The following is a 16,819-nucleotide window of genomic DNA, read 5'->3' as shown; positions in this document are numbered from 1 at the left end:
TGTTATGCTCGACGGCTTGTCAAGGGAAGACGATGGATAAGGATGCTGAGAAGATTGCGAGCGGCGGCACCGCCGTGCCTGCCTTGCGTCGCGCCGTCGAGATTCTCAATCTCCTGGCGACGAGTGACGAACGCTTCTCGTCCGCGGAGATTTCCCGGCGTCTGTCGCTTCCAAAGAGTACTGCTCATGGACTGCTGTCGGCCATGATTGAGCTGAACCTTATCCGCCGCAGCGCAGATGGAACGATGCGCATCGGACCACAGTCTGTGCGCTGGGCTGGACGCTTCCTCTCGCAGATGGACGTCAGGACGGCTTTCAACGACTATCTTGACACCAATCGGCAATGGTCGGCCTACACGGTAACGCTGACGCTGCGCGAAGGGCCCGATGTCATCTACATTGCGTGTCGCAACTCAGAACGACCTCTGGGTCATACCTTTTCGATTGGGACACGCCTTCCAGCGGCGTTTACGGCGACGGGAAAGGTGCTGCTCTCGGAGTTACCTGAAGACGACCTCGATAACCTGTTTTCCGCCGGCCTGCCGACCCGCCTGACGTCGAACAGCGTGCAGACGCTCGAGCAGCTGAAGGGCGAACTTGCGCTTGTGCGCAGCCGCGGCTTTTCCGTCGATGACGGCCAGATACGCGCCGGCATGGTATGTGTAGGGGCGCCTGTTCGCGATCATGATGGAGACATTACCGCAGGTATCGCCGTCAGCTTCCTGCGCAGTGACTTGAAATCACAAGGTATTGCCGCAATTGGGGAACAGTTGACAACTGCAGGTCACGCGATATCGCGCCGTCTCGGCGCCACCTGAAACGACGAATGGTGTCCGACAAAGACAGGCGGCCGGCTACCGGGCCGAATATTCCCGGCAGACTATACTGAACTCGATCCAAGACGATACTCGACTTCTGCAAAGCGCGCCCTAGATGCTGCTGCGCTAATTCGGAAATATTCGTTAACTGGGAGATGCATATGAGCAAACTGTCATTCTGCGCGATGTCGATGGCCATTCTATGTGGCCAGACAGCGCCCTCTCATGCCGCAGACATGATCGAAGGCTATCAGGCGGCCCCGAAGCATCACCATTACACCGTTTCGGCTTCGCCAAGCGACTGCGGCATTCTGCGTGTCGAATACAGGCATCCCTACGAACCCCATACCGATTATGTGCAGGTCTGCACTCATCCCAAGCAGACGACAATTTTGAGTCGGAACGTCGACTACTGAACCGGCGTGATCGGTGAGAAGACTGGGGTTGCAATTTCCTTGGGGTGACCCAATGCCGATGATCTGAACATCACACTCGTGATCGATTATGTTTCGGGATCCGAAACGTTTCCCGGTCCCAAGCCAATGTGACCGGATCGATCGGGGCAGCTCGGCCATGAGATCGAGCATGGGTCAAGGCTTTACACGAGTGGCGGGCCGCACATTCTCCACCAGGAGAATGATTATGGCCAGCACATCACACGCCTACACACCCACCGAGGCGGCGGCTGTCAGCGAGATCACTGTGGAGTCGGTGCACAGTGCGACCGACAAGCGCATCATCGAGACTCATCTCGTTGGCAGCAGGGGTCGTTCACTCACCGATGAGGATCTGCTTCGGTTGAAGCTCTGGTACGGCGTCGGATCGATCTTGTCTGCCGAGCGGCGCAAACGCCTATTCGATACGATCGAACAGAACCCCGATGCCGAAACCGTGAGGGCAGACGACTATCTCATTATCGACGTTGCGTGGGCACGAGAACAACTGGCCGCACGGGCCGAGGCTCTTCGAGAAGCCGAACGTATGATTGAAAACGTGAAAGGCGTCGTGGGCGGCGAGCCGGTTTTCAAGCGAACCCGTGTTCCCGTGCGAACGATTGCCGCGATGAAGACTCAAGGCGCAAGTACAGCGGAAATCGTCAAGGGCTATCCTTCGCTCACCGAGCGCATGGTGGACCTTGCCGAGATCTGGGTTGCCGCCCATCCCGCCAGAGGACGTCCGAAGAAGCTGTCGGAGCAGGGCCTGAAGGTGAAATCCGTGAAACACCTAAGCCTTCGCAACGAGAACGCCTCCAAACCGTCTGGCTCGACCTCGTGAGGTTTCTTATCGATGAATGCCTTCACACGTCTCTCGTGGCCGTGGCTCAAGAGCACGGCCACGATTGTTTCCATGTGAACTGGCTGGGACTGAGCGGCGAAACCGACTGGGATCTGATGCCTCGGATCATCGAGGAGGATTTCACCTTCGTGACGAACAATGCCCGCGACTTCCGGAAGCTCTACGCCAAGGAAGAGCTGCATGCGGATCTGGTGATTATCGTCCCGCAGGTGCTGCCTGTGCTGCAACGAGACTTGTTTGCCCTCATACTGCAGGATTTGGCGGACACGCAAGATATGGTCAACGACGTCATCGAAGTGACCCTCGATGGCGAAGACGCTGTTCTCACGCGCTATTCGCTTCCGGAGGCATAGCGCCTTCCCAAGGGGATCAATTTCCGCCAATCCTCGACAGATCGATCCGCATCTCGGCCGATCCAACGCTTTCGCTTTTCTCGACGCTTTCAGCGTCTGTATCCGCAGGCAGTATGTCCACGCCGGCCTTGTCCTGGTCTGCCGGCAACACCTTGTCGATCATGACGCTTTTTCCGGGATCGTCCGCCTGGAAAACATTCACGCCCTCGAACTCACCGGTCTTCCAGGCATAGACCGCATCCTCGAACATCTGCGGGAAGACATCGTCGCTCTTCGGATTGCCGTACCACTTGGCGACAATTCGAAGGACCTTGGCAAACATGGTCGTCCCCTTGCGGAGGTTTTCGCAAGGATCGACGAGGTCAGGTTTCAGTTCGGACGCGTCCTTGACGCCGACACCCGCCGGGAACTGCGTCAGGCCGACGCGGACCACTGCCTCGCCGACATGCTGCCGGACGATCGCCATCGCCTCGTCCGGCGTCATCGCTTTCGGGACGAGGATCAACCGGCCACCTGATTTGACGGTGACGGCCAGTCGATCATTCGCGCCCGCGGCGGTGACGAACTGCTCCACGATCGCCGGCTTCAATGAGGGGTCGGCGCATTGTTGGATTAGGGCAGCGTCGAGCATAGCAGGCTCCTTGGCATTCAGGTGTTGAAGGAAATCAGGAGGGGTTTGGCGAACAAACGCGCCCAGGCTTCCGCACTGGCGCGTTGGATGGCGACGATGGATGTACCCTTGGTCCACCAGCCGTTACCGACGGCGACAATGACGTCCGGCCTCCGCAGCATGGATTGGAGAACGGGCCAGACGATCAGCTGCTCGTAGCAGATCAGCGGTGCGATCCGACCGTCGGCGACGGTCGCGACCGGGTTTTCGAAGAAGTGCGCCCTTGCGCCGCCGCTTGCCCCAAGTAAGGAGCGCCACGGCTGCCACATGGAACCTGGGACCGGCATCCGCTCGCGATAGAGGATTTGGGCGGCGGCGGCCGAGATGGCGACCAGCACATTGTCGTATCCGCCTGCATCGACGACCGCAGCGCCGGCGATGACGGTGGTTTTGGTTCCCTGCAGGGATCGTATCCAGAGCCGTTCGACCGTCGGCGTCCAGAAGCCTAGCGCGCTCTCGGGGAGAACAATGGTCAGGGCGCCGCCGGATGCTCGATCCTTCACCGTGGCAATCAGATCACGGTGGCGCTCAATGCTGGGGTCGCGCCCCAGCGAAGCGCCCATTTCGAGGTCGATCCCCTGCCAGGAATCCGGTCGTTTCGGTTCGTCCCAGGTTGCGGCGGACCAGATCCAAAAGCCTGCCAGGACAATCGCGACAGCCGGCCGCATGAGGGTTACGAGGCCCACGAGGCCGGCTGTCGTGGCAAGCAATCCCCACCATCCCCATCCCGGAAACAGCACGCCCGCGGCCGTGATCGGATGTGCCCAACCGGTGATACCGAATGGCGGAATGGCCATGAGCAGGACCACCGCGAAATAGCGAAACGGCCGCGTCGGTTCGCATCGTGTCCAGAGCATCGCGTGAACGCCGACAAACCCGAAGGATGCGCTGAGCCAGAGCAGCAACCCCGGCCACAGATCCGACGAATAGAAAGTTGCAACGCCCTGCGGCAGACCGCGTGACGCAGCGAGGAAGTAACCGGCCGAAACAAACACCGCCGTCAGTCTCGATCGCGCAAGCGCCCAGAGGATCGGAAACGAGAAGGCGGTCGGAAGAAGAAGGACGTGGCCACTCCACGCGACCGTTCCGGCGATGATGGAAGCTGCAATCAACAATGCCGGTCGAAGGTATTCACGGCGCATAGGTTAGCACCGGTTGCGCCAGGCCGAGAATGCCGGATACGGGGAGGGGACCGAAATAGCGGGAGTCATAGGAGCCCCTGAATGATGAATGGAGGAAGACGCTGTCTGCCGGCACGACACCGCCTGAATAGGGCGCCATCGGCCGCCCCCTGCCGTCCCGCTCGACCAAATCGGAAAACGGGAGCGGGCGCCCATCGATCGTCACGCCGGCGCCGACTTCGACATGCTGCCCGGCAACGGCGACAACCGTCTTGATGAGCGGCGCGACCCCACTCGGACAGATGCCGGCCCGGAGATAGCCACGCTCTCGCGCCTCTCGCATGACAGGTGTGAGCGGCGGACAAATGAAGACGAGATCGCCGACCGATACCGGCCGATCGAGCGCAAAGATGCGCCAGAGGCCGAGGGGTTCGCTTGGCGTCAGGTTGATACGAGAGCCGCCGATAATGGCCGCAGCAACGCCGCCCCCAAAGACGGATGCCGCCACCAGCAAGAGCGCGACGGCATTCGATCGTTGCGCACCCTTCAACCAACGTACAGAGACTTGCCCCGTCATTTGAGAGAGAGCCCCTGGCTCTTCGTCTGACGCAGAGTTTGCGCCTGTTTCAACGCCTCGGTCGTCCGCTCATGCGCAGCCAGCTGCTGCACCGTCCGCATCGCATTCCACGCCGATTGCACCTCGGCCTTCTGTGCGGCCGTCATCCCTGCGGTGACAGTGCTGAACGTCTGTCCATTGGCGTCCTTGGCGGCCAAAGGCAGGAAGGTGCGCTCGCCGAAACGCTGCGCTACGGCTCGCGCAAATCCCTCCAGTTCCACCTTCACCATCTTGTCGGCAAGCGCATATTCGAGACCGGCTGGCAGGTCGTGGCGGTCGATCGCATCACGCACTCGTTCGAAAACCTGTTTTGCGTTGACCGAGAGCGCCGGAATATCGATCGACACCTTCAGACGGACGGCACGTTCCTCGACCTCACATTTGCGTTCCGCTTCTGCCCGCTGGCGCAAATAGCGCTCGAGATTGCGCGCGAGTGCCAGCGCATTGATCTCAGCCTTCTCGCGCTCCTGCTTGTCGGCGCGGCTCGCGAACATCCCAGTCTTGCCCTTCAGCCCACCGAAGTGTTCAGGGTTCGATCCGATCGTTGCCAGCGTGGATGTCGCGACAGTCTCGTCCTTCAGCATTGCTTCGACGTTGATTGCCTTGAAGGCGCTTTCCGGCTGAGCGTAGACGAAGTAGAAACGTGTCGAGACCTCCTCCCACTGCTTCTTCAATCCTGGATCGGCGGCGAGTTTGTCCTCGACCGCTTGCTCGAACGATTTGGTGAAAGTCGTGACGCCCGAGACCATGGACTTTGCCTCCTTGGTGGTGTTTTGGGTTGGAGAATGGCTGGCGCCACGGACGAGACCGAGCTTGCCGGCAATGGCGGCAAGGCGCGCACCAAGATTGGCAAGCTTGGCCTTCTGTCTGACGGTCCATTCCAGCCGGTCACCAAGCAGCGTGCGGGTGACGCTGACGATGTTGAGACCGCGCGCTTCGGCAAAACGAAGTGCCTGGCGGTAGAAGACGCCCTTCTCATAATCGAGCGTCGATTCCTTCGCATTGCGTCGCGACAGGATCTGGATCAGCCCACCGTTCTTGGCGAAGGATCCGCGGCCATAGTAAACGGCCAGCTCCTCGCGATGACGCGTCATGGCGACGTAGGTCAGATGTCGATCCAGGGACAGTGATGCGAGGACCTTCACCCGATCGACGGTCGCGCCTTGGGCTTTGTGAATCGTGGTCGCATAGCCGTAGTCGAGGGTGTTGTAAAAGCGTTGCTCGACCAGCACCTGGCGGGCATGCTCGCCATCGCCGACCTGCGCGGTGATGCGTCCCGCTCCCGTCTCGACGACCTTGGCCAGCATGCCGTTCTTGACGCCGAGCGACCCTTCGTTCTTGAGGAATACGATCTGGTCGCCAACAGCGAAGTTGCGATCGCCATCCGCCGTCATGAACATGGTTCCTTTGTCGAGAACCCCGCGTTCGATCAGCTTGATGCGCGCCATCTGGTTCAGCATGTGAACGTCACGACGCAAATGGGCAAGGATCAGCGACGTCTTCGTCGGATCGTAATCGCGGTCCCAAGCGGCGATGAGATTGTCGACGGCGTCGGCCTTCAAATCCCAGCCGATCACCTTGCCATTGGCACGGTAGGCGTCGACCGCCTTGCCGACCTTGCCGCGCGCCAGATCAAGCGAGGCATCGCGCATCCATTGCTCGCGCTGGCGATAGATGGTTTCGAGTTCCGCATAGCCGATGCGGTCTGCAATCGCGCGGAAGGCGGCGCCGGCTTCGATCGGTTGAAGCTGTTCGGGATCGCCGATGATAACGAGCTTGGCGCCGGCCTTCGTCACCGCTTCGACGAACAGTGCCATCTGCCGCGACGACACCATGCCGGCTTCGTCCAGGACAAACACCGTCTTGCTATCGAGCTGATCGCGGCCTTGGTTCCAACGGAGTTCCCAGGACGAGAGCGTCCGAGAGACGATCCCGGCTTCCTTCTCCAGGCCCTCAGCCGCCTTGCCGGCAAGTGCGCCACCGACAACACGATAGCCAGCCGCTTCCCAGGCTTCGCGCGCGGCCTTCATCATCGTCGTCTTACCGGCACCGGCGCGGCCGACAACGGCAGCGATCCGCTCGGCTCCCACTACATGCTCGATCGCGGTTCTCTGCTCCTCAGAAAGCCGGTCGTGGCGCTTGAACGTTGCGGCGAGTGCCGCGTCCCGCACGCCGTGCGACGAACGCTGAGACAGCCAGATGGCGCGATTGGCCATCTCGGCTTCGAGGCGGATCATGTCGCGGGTCGTGTATTTGGCGGGTAACCTAACCGCGGTGGCAAATTCGATCCGCTCGCGCTCGAGGCGGAACGTGTCGGGGTGCAGAATGATCCGGACCATGAGTCTTTGGAACAGATCCGCGTCATCGATGTAGCGGTACAGGATCTCGGCGACATCACGTTCGTCGAAGACGCTCTTCTCACGCGTGATCAGGTCGAGCACCAGCTTCGGATTACGGTCGATTCGTCTCGCGTTCTCGGCCCTGCGAGCGTCCTGAAGTTCGAGGCGCTCGAGCTCCAACGGCTTGGAGGCGCGATCGGCTTTGCGCTCGATTGCCCTCGTGCCAACGCCGAGATGGATGGTCGGCTCAAGATCGATCCCTTGCCTCTCGAAGGAGCGACCATCGACGCGAATGTCGAGACCGGCCAGCGCCAGATGCCCGTTCTGGCACGCAAACCATCCGTCACGAAACGCGTTGAAATCGTCGATGCTTCCGGCCCAGAGCTCATACACTTTTCTGCCGGCGTCGTTGCGGATCGGGTTGCCGTCCGGTCCAAGCACCGCGACCTTCTTGGCGCCGAAGCCGTCCTCGGTCAGCGGGCGCAAGGTCGTCATCAGATGAACGTGGGGATTGCCGGGTGCGTCGTGATAGACCCAGTCCGCTACCATGCCCTTCGACCTGACGTGCTGCTCGATGAAGTCGCGGACGAGCGCAATATTCTGCTCCGCGCTCAGCTCGATCGGCAATGCAATGGTGACGTCTTTTGCAAGTTGCGCATCGGAGCGCTTCTCGAAATCTTCGACCTTGTTCCAGAAGGCTTCGGAGGCGCCGGAGACCGACCGATCCGCGATCATCGAGCGCAGCCATTCCGGCGCATCGGCGGGGATGACGAACTCTTCATGGAGCAATCCCTGCTTGCGGGTGTAGTCGATGGTCCGTGCCTCACGCTCGAACTCCATCTTCGCGCAATGCCGGTAGGCCGCCGACAGGACGGCGCTGCGGCCAGAGCCGCGGGCGACAACGCTGACGGAGAAATGAGGGACGGCCACGGCGGAATTCTTTCCCGGTTGCGAACGAAATCAATTAGTTCGTCAGAAGCGGCAGGCAGGCCAGGGGCCTCAAGCAAGGGCGTCGCGCCAGCGACGTATAATTGCGCCCTTCGGATCCGCTCCTTCGGAACGGCAGGGATCATTCACCAAAGCTCGCGCTTTGGCGATTGTAGGATTCACAGTAGTGCGTTCCGCACTCACCTCCCTGAAACTGGGTTCGAAAGACAAGCTTCTCACCCAAGGGAGACAAACGGAATGAAGAAACCATCCTCCAAGATCCGCGACGAAATCGCCAAACTCCAGGAACAGCTCAAGGCAGCAGAAACCCGTGAGGCCGAGCGCATCGGCCGTATCGCTCTCAAGGCAGGTCTCGGCGAGATTGAAGTCGACGAGGCCGAGTTGCAGGCGGCCTTCGAGGACCTGGCGAAACGGTTTCGCGGAGGAAAGGCGACTACGACCGGAGGGAAGAAGGGATGTAACGCCGGCGAAAGCAGCGCACCGTCCGCGCAGAACGCGGCTGGCGCGGCTGCGATCGGGACTGCTGAGGCTTGAGCGGATGGCGCGCACGACCACAGCCGACGCCCGCAAAAAGGACACGCGGGAAAAGATCGAACTCGGCGGTCTGATCGTCAAAGCGGGTCTTCGCTACGAGAAGCGGGCGCTTTTGCTGGGCGCCCTCATCGATGTGAGCCGGCGCCTGAAAAGCGAAGACCAGGAAAGATCGCGGCTGCTTGCGATCGGCGTGGAGGCCTTCGGGAAAAGCGATGAATAGGATCATGCTCTTCATCGCACCCGTCGTATTGATGATCCTGGCCGCCGTCGCTATTACGGGGGTCGAACACTGGCTGTCTGCCTTTGGGAAGACGGAAGCAGCACGACAGGCGCTCGGCCGAACCGGCATCGCTGCGCCGTATCTCACCGCGGCGCTCATCGGCATCGTCTTCCTGTTCGCTAGCGCCGGCGCGATCAGGGTCAAGACCGCAGGGTGGGGCGTCGTCGCCGGCGGCGTGGCGACGATCCTGATTGCCGCGTTTCGCGAAACGATCCGGTTGTGGGCACTCACGGACCAGGTGCCAATGGGCAAGTCCATTATCGCCTATGTCGATCCCGCCACGTTGATCGGAGCAGCGGCCGCGGCAATGGCGACCTGCTTTGCGCAACGCGTTGCGCTTGTCGGCAACGCGGCGTTCGCCAGTGCCGAGCCAAGGCGTATTCGTGGCAAGCGAGCGCTGCACGGCGAGGCGGATTGGATGAAGCTTGCCGATGCCGAAAAGCTGTTTTCGGACGCCGGCGGTATCGTGCTCGGCGAACAATACCGTGTCGATAGGGACAGCGTCGCGGAGCGCTCGTTTCGAGCCGACAATCCCGAAACATGGGGCGCCGGCGGCAAGTCGCCGTTGCTCTGCTTCGACGGCTCGTTCGGTTCGTCGCACGGTATCGTGTTCGCCGGTTCCGGCGGTTTCAAGACGACGTCGGTGACAATCCCGACCGCTTTGAAATGGGGCGGCTCGCTGATCGTTCTCGATCCGTCGAACGAGGTGGCGCCGATGGTCACTGCCCATCGTACCGGCGCGGACCGCGACGTCTTCGTGGTCGATCCCAAAAAGCCGGAGACTGGCTTCAACGCGCTGGACTGGATCGGGCTATTCGGCGGCACCAAGGAGGAGGATATCGCATCCGTTGCGTCCTGGATCATGAGTGACAGCGGCGGGACACGTGGCGTCCGCGACGACTTCTTCCGCGCCTCGGCATTGCAATTGCTCACCGCGATGATCGCGGACGTTTGCCTGTCCGGTCATACGGAGAAGGAGAGCCAGACGCTTCGCCAGGTGCGCGCCAATCTCTCCGAGCCGGAACCGCAATTGCGTCAACGCCTGCAGGAGATCTACGACAATTCGGGCTCGGATTTCGTGAAGGAAAATGTCGCGGCTTTCGTGAACATGACCCCGGAGACCTTCTCCGGCGTCTATGCCAATGCGATCAAGGAGACCCACTGGCTTTCCTACCCGAACTATGCCGCGCTGGTATCGGGGAAGACGTTTTCGACGGGGGATCTTGCCGAGGGAAACACCGACGTCTTCATCAACATCGATCTCAAGACCCTGGAGACGCATGCGGGCCTCGCACGCGTCATCATCGGCTCGTTCCTCAATGCGATTTATAACCGCGATGGTTCGATGAAGGGCAGAGCACTGTTCCTCCTCGATGAGGTTGCCCGCCTTGGCTACATGCGGATCCTGGAGACCGCGCGCGACGCCGGCCGGAAGTATGGCATCACGCTTCTCATGATCTACCAGTCAATCGGCCAGATGCGGGAAACCTACGGCGGCCGCGATGCCGCGAGCAAGTGGTTCGAGAGCGCTAGCTGGATCAGTTTCGCGGCGATCAACGATACGGAAACCGCGGACTACATCTCGCGTCGCTGCGGCATGACGACGGTCGAGATCGACCAGGTCAGCCGAAGTTCGCAGATGAAAGGATCGTCGCGGACGCGGTCGAAGCAGTTGGCTGCACGACCGTTGATCCAGCCGCACGAAGTTCTTCGCATGCGCGCTGACGAACAGATCGTCTTCACGGCGGGGAATGCGCCGCTTCGATGCGGCCGCGCAATCTGGTTTCGGCGCGACGACATGAAAGCTTGTGTTGGCACGAACAGGTTTCACAAGCTTGGAAGCCCACCCGAAGCCTCTTTGATCGAGCCGGCGCGCAGCATAGCGAGCAAGGTCGATCCAGAACAATGAGGAGTGTCCCAGAAATTAGCATGAGCGCCGCACTAAAGGGCGGGATTTCGGGAATTCTCGTCGTGCGAGGAGCGGGAAATAGCGCAGCCGCAGGAGCCTCAACAAAGTGGCCCGAAGGGGAGGCGGGATCGACTGTGCCCCGCTCCCGCACACCGTCTGAGAGCACGCTTGCTCATAAACGCGGATGAAACCGAAGCCGAGATAGGTTGGGGCAAACAGGAGTGGACCGAGGTGACGAAATCGAATGTGGTTCTGTTCACAAAGCCGCGGAAGTCCGGCAGCAGGAACGATCGACATCGCTGGCAGGGAAAGTCACCCCGATCGGGACCGAGCCGCCCGCGCATACCCCTGATCGCGATCCTCTGCGCCATGATCATTGCTGCGGGAGGCTGGCTTGCGTTCGGGGGCGCTGATAGCCTTTCTGGACTCCTGGCTGCGGCCAGGACACCGACAGCGGATTCATCGTCAGCGGCATTTTCATTCTGCGGTGCAGATCGTCCTGTGAACTGCATCGTCGACGGCGATACATTCTGGTTCGAGGGACGGAAAATCCGCATCGCGGATATCGACACGCCGGAGCTCAGCCCGCCACGCTGCGAGGCGGAAAGGATCAAGGGCGAGGCCGCGAAGGCACGCCTGCTGGCGTTGCTGAATGCCGGCACCTTTTCGCTTTCGGCCGGATTGCGCGACGAAGACAAGTATGGCCGCAAGCTCCGTACCGTAACCCGGGCAGGGCACTCGCTCGGAGACACTCTCGTCAACGAGGGCCTCGCCCGGCGCTGGGACGGCGCTCGACATGGATGGTGCGGCTGAGAGCCGCGAGAGGATCGTCACCCATGGGGCGGAGACCGTGTGAGGGCTCTGTGAGCACCGCGAATAGAGCCTTGCACCGAAGGCGTCGCGCCCAAGCCTGTCATAACATTTCCGATATCATCACCGATTTGAATCGATCCACCCCGACCGATTCATAAGTGTCGTTGGACGCAATTCCCGCGATCGGCGATTCTGATCTCATGATCGCGCAACCCTACCATCTTTATGTCGAACGCACGGACGTGGCGAAGAACATGGCACGCTATTACGCCATGTCGATCGAACCGAGTCTCTTTGGCGATGTTTGCCTGGTCAGGAGGTGGGGGCGCATCGGAGCGAATGGTCGAATGGTAGCCCACCATTTTGGGCGGGAGGAGGAAGCTGTCGAACTGTTTCTCGATCTGCTGCGTCAGAAGCGCAAACGCGGTTACCGGCCGCGCGCCTCTGTGGCAAGTTGGGAAAGGCCCGTCGAAGCGGGCCAAGAGGGCGCTTCATCGACGCCGGTCCCAGTCGGTCTCGATGGACACTTCGATCTCGACGAAGAAGGGGATCTTGATCACGAGCTTCGAGGCGAGCTTACCCTTGCGGAAGAAGTGGCTGATTACCTTGCAGAGAGTACGGAACCGACGGCCGGTGGCGGCGAGGAATTGAGCGAGCTGTTGCATGTTGTTACTCCTTTTGAATTGCGGTCATCGCGGGGATCGTCGGCAGACCAGAAAGGAGGGACACCCCGGGCCGAAACGAATGTGGAGGACTTGCCGGCGACTGAATTTTGATCCGCGAGGAGCAGCAGTGCTGTGGAGAAAGTTCTGCCGGCGGCGTCGTGACGAACGGGCTGCAACACCCCCGATGAGAGATGACAGCTGGATCGAAAGGAAGATCGCGATGCCTCCTCGACATCCCTATTGAGAGACGGCTCTCGCCGCCCCTCGGATGAAACTGCACCGCAAGATTGATTATGATCCTGCGCGAGCGTCGTAGCTGATACGGGACGCATTTACCGGGATGCCGGTTTCCCGCGTGATCGGCGCAAGTGAGCCGAGTTCGTCGTCAGTGAGCGCGATCAGCTCCGGATAGCCGATATCAATGCCGGTATAGTCCGCCGTCAAAGCGATGGCCCAATCGCCGCCGTTGATGCGATATTCGTGCGTGTCGAAATCGAATTCGAGATCGTACAGCAAGTTGATAGTAAAGCGCCCGAATATCTCGGCCTCCCCCTCCAACTGATGGTCGGCGAACTCGTCGTCGCCGGTGAGAACGCTCCGCTCCAGCGCCATGATGGTCCGCACGCGCCCAATTGCTGCCTCCAGTCCTTCGAGCAGGCGATCGTGGAGAGCTCGCGAGAATTCGCTGTCGCAGCCGAAGCGGTTTGGGAGGACGACGAGCCGGAAGCCGGCGAGCTTGGTGTAAAGCGTGAGGCTTTGATTGGTTGTCATAATGTGATCTCCTTCGTTGATGATGGAGATCGGCCACTCTGTTGCAAAGAGGGGTCAAGGACCGCGGGACGCGGCTCGCAAGCGGGGGAACCGATTTTTCCAGAGCCTTGCGGCGGAAAATTTGGGGGAGACCGCGCCGTCCTTGACGCCGGATTTGCTGGAGGAGAATGGAAGGTCATAGAGAGAAGAGACCCGCGGACCCGTAGGGACGCGACCGTCTCCGGCGGGAGCCGGGGGGAGCGTTGAGGGGTAAAATCGCTGACCGCCGGGAGGCCGGTCGAGCCGGCGGACCGGCTCAAATAACAGGAGGAACGAGCCGCCTCAGAATGGCGGCTCGGCCTCGACGGCGCCCTCCTGTTCGGCAAGCATGACGGCCAGATCGGCCTCGGCGAGCTGGAGCTCCGCCTCGATTTGACGCCGCTCGGCCGCGTCCCATGCGTTCCTCAGTTCGGTCCGCAGTTCCTCGATGTGCTGTTCGATCGTCATCGCCTCATCTCCTTGAGTTCGTGAAAGACGACGACGCGGGGCAGGACGGGATGGCGGGGTCAGGGATCGCGACGCGACCGCCAGCGGCGGCGAGTGGGGGAGCCGATTTTGTTGGTGCGGCGGGAACCGGAGCGGAGGCAAAATTGGGGGTTGACCGCTCGTCCTTGACGCCGTCAGGCCGGCCCGGCACCCTCGGTCGATCTGAGCGGCCATCATCGGTTTCCGTATGGCACCGATAAAGCCGGAACCAGGCTCGACGCCTGGTTCCGGCTTCTCCTGTTGTCGGGAGGAGGCCCCGCCCGGTGGGCGGAGCCTCGAGGACCTCAGTCGCGGTTGGGGCGGGACCAGATGAGTTGGAGGCCGTCCTCGCCTTCGACTTCGGTGAGGGTTGCGTAGATCGGAGCGGGGAAGCTCGGGTCGTCCAGCTTGACCGAGACGTAGTCGCGGTCCTGCTCGGAGCGCTTCTGCCAGGCCGCACCGAGCTGGACGTTGCCGGCGTAGATGCGGTAGTGCGGTCCCTTGTCGGAGGGGTTTTCGATGCGGGCGATGCGGGCCTTGACGTTGAGGGCAAGCGTGCGGATCTAGCCGTTGAAGCCGGTTTCGGTGGAGGTGAAGGTGCCGATCGTTGCCATTGTGGTGTTCCTTTCGTTGGTGTCGTGCCGCGCCCTTCGCGGCCTCGATGGCTGTCGAAAGGACCGGGGACGATCGGACCGCACCCCCGGGGTCCTCATTGCGCATCGCGCCATGGGGTGGCTTGCCGGACCGCAATGAAATGAAGGGCGGCCGGGAGGAACTTTGTTGCTGCGCGAGGAATGCGGCACGCCGGGGTCCCCGCTCGGCCTGTCGAGTGGGGTTGCGTCCGCAGGGGAAGAAAGTTTCGGATGGCCGTTGCGGGAGGACGATCGAGGCGACGCCGGTCTCCGGTCAGACATGCCTCATCGAGCCCGCGAATGGAGCCCCGCTATATCAGGCAAAGGCACGTGGCAATGGCGGCTGCGCAATTGGACCATAGCTCCGATTTCGGCTGATCGGCGGACGCTTCGCTCCGGCGTCAGCTTAAGCCGTACCAGGTCCCACGACCGGCTCCGTGGAGGGTCAGATGTCCCTGCTCGGTCAGCGCCCGAAGATGATCCTTGACGGTGTTGCGGCTCGCGCCTGTCGCTTTGGCCACATCCATCACCGTGACGCGCCCGCGTTCACGCGCCAGTTCGAGGATCGCGACGGACAACTCCGGCAGGTCGCCGAGGAGAATGCGCTCACGCTCGATCTTGCGCTCGAGACGCTGCTTCTGGCGTTGCAGGCTCCGCAGGAAAAACTCGACCCACGGATTCCAATCCTGTTGGTCCGTTCGTATCGTGCCCTGCGTTCGGCGAAGCGCGAGATAATAGGCTTCCTTGTTCTGCTCGATAACACTTTCCAGTGAGCTGTACGGCACATAGGAATAACCCGCCCGAAGAAGCAGCAAAGTGGTCAGAGCGCGCGACAGTCGGCCATTGCCATCCTGGAAAGGATGGATTTCCAGAAAGACGACGACGAAGACAGCGACGACGAGTAGAGGGTGAAACGTGCCATCCTTCTCCTGAGCTTGTTGCCAGGCCACCAGTTCCGACATTCGGCCCGGCGTATCGAAAGGGGAGGCTGTCGCGAAGACGACGCCCAGACTTCGTCCGTCCTCGTCGAAGGCTTCGACGTTGTTGGCAAGGGTTTTCCAGTTTCCCCTATGTCGTTCATCTTTGACCGAGTGCGCGAGCAGATCCCGATGCAGTTGGCGGATGTGGTTTTCTTTAAGCGGGATTGCGTCGAAGGCGGAGAAGATCGTCTCCATCACCTCGGCATAGCCGGCAACCTCCTGTTCGTCTCGGCTGGAGAACGTGCCGATACGGAGGTTCGAGAGCAGCCTTTCGACTTCGCGGTCGCTTAATTTCGCGCCCTCGATACGTGTCGACGATCCAATGCTTTCGATCGTCGCAACCCGCCGCAAGCTGGACAGCCGATCGGGTGCGATGCGACCAAGCGCTCGCCAAGCGCCTTTGAATTCGTCAATCTCGGCGATCAACGACAGGATCTCAGGCGTGATACGCAATTTGGAGAGATCGAGCGCCGTCATCCATTATCCCATCCGTTTCCATCCAAATGGGGTATGACATAGCGAGATCCATTTTGCCATCCATTTTCATCCAATATGGTAGAACGAACGGGAAAAAGCCGCGGTACGAAGGAGGCCGTTCTGTTGTCGGGAGGAGGCCCCGCCTTGGCGAGCGGGGCCTCGTCCGGATATCAGTCCCGGTTGGGGCGGGACCAGATCAGCTGGTAGCCGTCCTCGCCTTCGACTTCGGTGAGGGTTGCGTAGATCGGAGCGGGGAAGCTCGGGTCGTCCAGCTTGACCGAGAGGTAGTCGCGGTCCTGCTCGGAGCGCTTCTGCCAGGCCGCACCGAGCTCGACGTTGCCGGCGTAGATGCGGTAGTGCGGGCCCTTGTCGAAGGGGTTTTCGATGCGGGCGATGCGGGCCTTGACGTTGAGGGCAAGCGTGCGGATCGAGCCGTTGAAGCCGGTTTCGGTGGAGGTGAAGGTGCCGATCGTTGCCATTGTGGTGTTCCTTTCGTTGGTTTCGTGCCGCGCCCTTCGCGGCCTCGATGGCTGTCGCAAGGATCGGGGACGATCGGACCGCACCTGATAAGGCCGGAATGGAATGGAGGGCGGCCGGGAGAAACTTTGTTGCCTCGCGAGGAATGGCGGCGTAGCCGCCAGGGGAAGAAAGTTTTGCATGGCCGTTGCGGGAAGACGATCGAGGCGAAGCCGCTCCCCGATCGGACATGCCTCATCGAGCCCGCAAAGGACGTGGCCTATGCCGACGGGTCAAGAAGAACACGCTGTTGGCAACCTGCCACCGCCTCACCCAGCGGAACATTGCTGTGGCCGAACCGTTTCTCTGTCGCAATGCCAGAGCAGCAATTCGGTGGTGACGGAGCGGCCAGAGTGGGAGTTGCCTCCAGTAATCAACCCGGTATCGTGTGCTCGCGATTCGTCGCCTGGAGGATACATGCGTCAGCAGACAAAGCCGTTTACCGTCGAAATCAAGCAATCCCGAAAGCTCAAACCGACCGACCGCAAAACCTGGATCTGGGGCAAGCTGGACCTTACACCAGATCAGGGCGCGCTCAAGCAGTGAGAGCCGAGAGAGGTGTCGGCCGTTGGCGGCG

The 16,819-nt window shown here is 61.0% G+C and carries 18 protein-coding genes and 1 pseudogene; 10 read left to right on the top strand and 9 right to left on the bottom strand.

The window, feature by feature from the left end; all coding sequences use genetic code 11:
• The first annotated feature begins 32 nt into the window (after window positions 1-32).
• The 4 genes from G6N78_RS24965 to G6N78_RS24950 all read left to right on the top strand — a co-directional run bounded on the left by G6N78_RS24965 (window position 33) and on the right by G6N78_RS24950 (window position 2,467).
• On the top strand, window positions 33-818 hold the full coding sequence (locus tag G6N78_RS24965; protein WP_165225661.1) for an IclR family transcriptional regulator: 786 nt from the start codon (window positions 33-35) through the stop codon (window positions 816-818).
• Between the two features lie 161 nt (window positions 819-979).
• On the top strand, window positions 980-1,234 hold the full coding sequence (locus G6N78_RS24960) for a hypothetical protein (protein ID WP_165225659.1): 255 nt from the start codon (window positions 980-982) through the stop codon (window positions 1,232-1,234).
• Window positions 1,235-1,460: 226 nt separating this feature from the next.
• On the top strand, window positions 1,461-2,093 hold the full coding sequence (locus tag G6N78_RS24955) for a DUF433 domain-containing protein (protein ID WP_165225979.1): 633 nt from the start codon (window positions 1,461-1,463) through the stop codon (window positions 2,091-2,093).
• The gene (locus G6N78_RS24950) at window positions 2,090-2,467 is read left to right on the top strand and encodes a DUF5615 family PIN-like protein (RefSeq protein ID WP_165225656.1); all 378 of its coding nucleotides are present in this window, start codon (window positions 2,090-2,092) and stop codon (window positions 2,465-2,467) included. The genes G6N78_RS24955 and G6N78_RS24950 overlap by 4 nt, the downstream gene beginning before the upstream one ends.
• 16 nt (window positions 2,468-2,483) lie before the next feature.
• Here the strand turns inward: G6N78_RS24950 and G6N78_RS24945 are convergent, their stop codons facing one another.
• From G6N78_RS24945 to traA, 4 genes are read right to left on the bottom strand one after another with little or no spacing between them, the layout of a single operon-like run.
• Window positions 2,484-3,098, bottom strand: coding sequence for a TraH family protein (locus G6N78_RS24945; protein WP_165225651.1), 615 nt, complete (start codon window positions 3,096-3,098; stop codon window positions 2,484-2,486).
• Between the two features lie 17 nt (window positions 3,099-3,115).
• Window positions 3,116-4,279, bottom strand: a complete 1,164-nt coding sequence (locus G6N78_RS24940) for a conjugal transfer protein TraB (protein WP_165225648.1) — start codon at window positions 4,277-4,279, stop codon at window positions 3,116-3,118.
• Window positions 4,269-4,835, bottom strand: coding sequence for a conjugative transfer signal peptidase TraF (gene traF, locus G6N78_RS24935; protein ID WP_165225645.1), 567 nt, complete (start codon window positions 4,833-4,835; stop codon window positions 4,269-4,271). Before traF ends, G6N78_RS24940 begins: the two co-directional genes overlap by 11 nt.
• Window positions 4,832-8,143: a Ti-type conjugative transfer relaxase TraA gene (traA, locus tag G6N78_RS24930; protein WP_165225642.1), complete on the bottom strand. Its 3,312-nt coding sequence runs from the start codon at window positions 8,141-8,143 to the stop codon at window positions 4,832-4,834. Before traA ends, traF begins: the two co-directional genes overlap by 4 nt.
• Before the next feature lie 255 nt (window positions 8,144-8,398).
• Here traA and traC point away from each other — a divergent pair, with 255 nt between their 5' ends.
• The 5 genes and pseudogenes from traC to G6N78_RS25875 all read left to right on the top strand — a co-directional run.
• Window positions 8,399-8,695 (top strand): conjugal transfer protein TraC, encoded by a 297-nt coding sequence (traC, locus tag G6N78_RS24925; RefSeq protein ID WP_165225639.1) that lies wholly within the window; start codon window positions 8,399-8,401, stop codon window positions 8,693-8,695.
• A 4-nt stretch (window positions 8,696-8,699) separates the two neighbouring features.
• Window positions 8,700-8,915 (top strand): type IV conjugative transfer system coupling protein TraD, encoded by a 216-nt coding sequence (gene traD, locus G6N78_RS24920; RefSeq protein WP_165225636.1) that lies wholly within the window; start codon window positions 8,700-8,702, stop codon window positions 8,913-8,915.
• Window positions 8,908-10,884, top strand: a complete 1,977-nt coding sequence (traG, locus tag G6N78_RS24915) for a Ti-type conjugative transfer system protein TraG (RefSeq protein WP_165225633.1) — start codon at window positions 8,908-8,910, stop codon at window positions 10,882-10,884. Before traD ends, traG begins: the two co-directional genes overlap by 8 nt.
• A gap of 369 nt (window positions 10,885-11,253) precedes the next feature.
• Window positions 11,254-11,697, top strand: coding sequence for a thermonuclease family protein (locus tag G6N78_RS24910; RefSeq protein WP_206531699.1), 444 nt, complete (start codon window positions 11,254-11,256; stop codon window positions 11,695-11,697).
• Window positions 11,698-11,897: 200 nt separating this feature from the next.
• Window positions 11,898-12,146 (top strand): annotated as a pseudogene (locus G6N78_RS25875) (WGR domain-containing protein); the annotation flags it as partial.
• 507 nt (window positions 12,147-12,653) lie between these two features.
• On the opposite strand, the gene G6N78_RS24900 reads toward G6N78_RS25875, so the two are convergent.
• The 5 genes from G6N78_RS24900 to G6N78_RS24880 all read right to left on the bottom strand — a co-directional run bounded on the left by G6N78_RS24900 (window position 12,654) and on the right by G6N78_RS24880 (window position 16,205).
• Window positions 12,654-13,133 (bottom strand): hypothetical protein, encoded by a 480-nt coding sequence (locus tag G6N78_RS24900; RefSeq protein WP_165225631.1) that lies wholly within the window; start codon window positions 13,131-13,133, stop codon window positions 12,654-12,656.
• A gap of 321 nt (window positions 13,134-13,454) precedes the next feature.
• Entirely contained in the window at window positions 13,455-13,619 is a 165-nt protein-coding gene (locus tag G6N78_RS24895; protein ID WP_165225628.1) for a hypothetical protein, read from the bottom strand.
• A gap of 323 nt (window positions 13,620-13,942) precedes the next feature.
• Window positions 13,943-14,200 (bottom strand): DUF736 domain-containing protein, encoded by a 258-nt coding sequence (locus G6N78_RS24890; protein WP_234906131.1) that lies wholly within the window; start codon window positions 14,198-14,200, stop codon window positions 13,943-13,945.
• Window positions 14,201-14,670: 470 nt separating this feature from the next.
• Entirely contained in the window at window positions 14,671-15,726 is a 1,056-nt protein-coding gene (locus G6N78_RS24885; protein ID WP_165225626.1) for a Fic family protein, read from the bottom strand.
• Window positions 15,727-15,896: 170 nt separating this feature from the next.
• Window positions 15,897-16,205: a DUF736 domain-containing protein gene (locus G6N78_RS24880; RefSeq protein WP_165225623.1), complete on the bottom strand. Its 309-nt coding sequence runs from the start codon at window positions 16,203-16,205 to the stop codon at window positions 15,897-15,899.
• Between the two features lie 454 nt (window positions 16,206-16,659).
• On the opposite strand from G6N78_RS24880, the gene G6N78_RS25985 reads away from it, so the two are divergent.
• Window positions 16,660-16,788: a hypothetical protein gene (locus G6N78_RS25985; protein ID WP_272955648.1), complete on the top strand. Its 129-nt coding sequence runs from the start codon at window positions 16,660-16,662 to the stop codon at window positions 16,786-16,788.
• Window positions 16,789-16,819 lie beyond the last annotated feature (31 nt).

It is taken from the genome of Allorhizobium pseudoryzae (assembly GCF_011046245.1).
GTDB lineage: Bacteria > Pseudomonadota > Alphaproteobacteria > Rhizobiales > Rhizobiaceae > Neorhizobium > Neorhizobium pseudoryzae.
Note: the sequence above shows the minus strand (reverse complement) of the source record. Positions and strands in the feature narration are given on the sequence as shown.

Excerpts from the sequence above, each read along its gene's own strand:
- G6N78_RS25985 (WP_272955648.1), top strand. The coding sequence starts at position 16,660 with ATGCGTCAGCAGACAAAGCCGTTTACCGTCGAAATCAAGCAATCCCGA.
- traF (WP_165225645.1), bottom strand. The coding sequence starts at position 4,835 with ATGACGGGGCAAGTCTCTGTACGTTGGTTGAAGGGTGCGCAACGATCG.
- G6N78_RS24940 (WP_165225648.1), bottom strand. The coding sequence starts at position 4,279 with ATGCGCCGTGAATACCTTCGACCGGCATTGTTGATTGCAGCTTCCATC.
- G6N78_RS24910 (WP_206531699.1), top strand. The coding sequence starts at position 11,254 with ATGATCATTGCTGCGGGAGGCTGGCTTGCGTTCGGGGGCGCTGATAGC.
- G6N78_RS24960 (WP_165225659.1), top strand. The coding sequence starts at position 980 with ATGAGCAAACTGTCATTCTGCGCGATGTCGATGGCCATTCTATGTGGC.
- G6N78_RS24965 (WP_165225661.1), top strand. The coding sequence starts at position 33 with ATGGATAAGGATGCTGAGAAGATTGCGAGCGGCGGCACCGCCGTGCCT.
- G6N78_RS24900 (WP_165225631.1), bottom strand. The coding sequence starts at position 13,133 with ATGACAACCAATCAAAGCCTCACGCTTTACACCAAGCTCGCCGGCTTC.
- G6N78_RS24945 (WP_165225651.1), bottom strand. The coding sequence starts at position 3,098 with ATGCTCGACGCTGCCCTAATCCAACAATGCGCCGACCCCTCATTGAAG.
- traG (WP_165225633.1), top strand. The coding sequence starts at position 8,908 with ATGAATAGGATCATGCTCTTCATCGCACCCGTCGTATTGATGATCCTG.
- G6N78_RS24885 (WP_165225626.1), bottom strand. The coding sequence starts at position 15,726 with ATGACGGCGCTCGATCTCTCCAAATTGCGTATCACGCCTGAGATCCTG.
- traC (WP_165225639.1), top strand. The coding sequence starts at position 8,399 with ATGAAGAAACCATCCTCCAAGATCCGCGACGAAATCGCCAAACTCCAG.
- traD (WP_165225636.1), top strand. The coding sequence starts at position 8,700 with ATGGCGCGCACGACCACAGCCGACGCCCGCAAAAAGGACACGCGGGAA.
- G6N78_RS24895 (WP_165225628.1), bottom strand. The coding sequence starts at position 13,619 with ATGACGATCGAACAGCACATCGAGGAACTGCGGACCGAACTGAGGAAC.
- G6N78_RS24955 (WP_165225979.1), top strand. The coding sequence starts at position 1,461 with ATGGCCAGCACATCACACGCCTACACACCCACCGAGGCGGCGGCTGTC.
- G6N78_RS24880 (WP_165225623.1), bottom strand. The coding sequence starts at position 16,205 with ATGGCAACGATCGGCACCTTCACCTCCACCGAAACCGGCTTCAACGGC.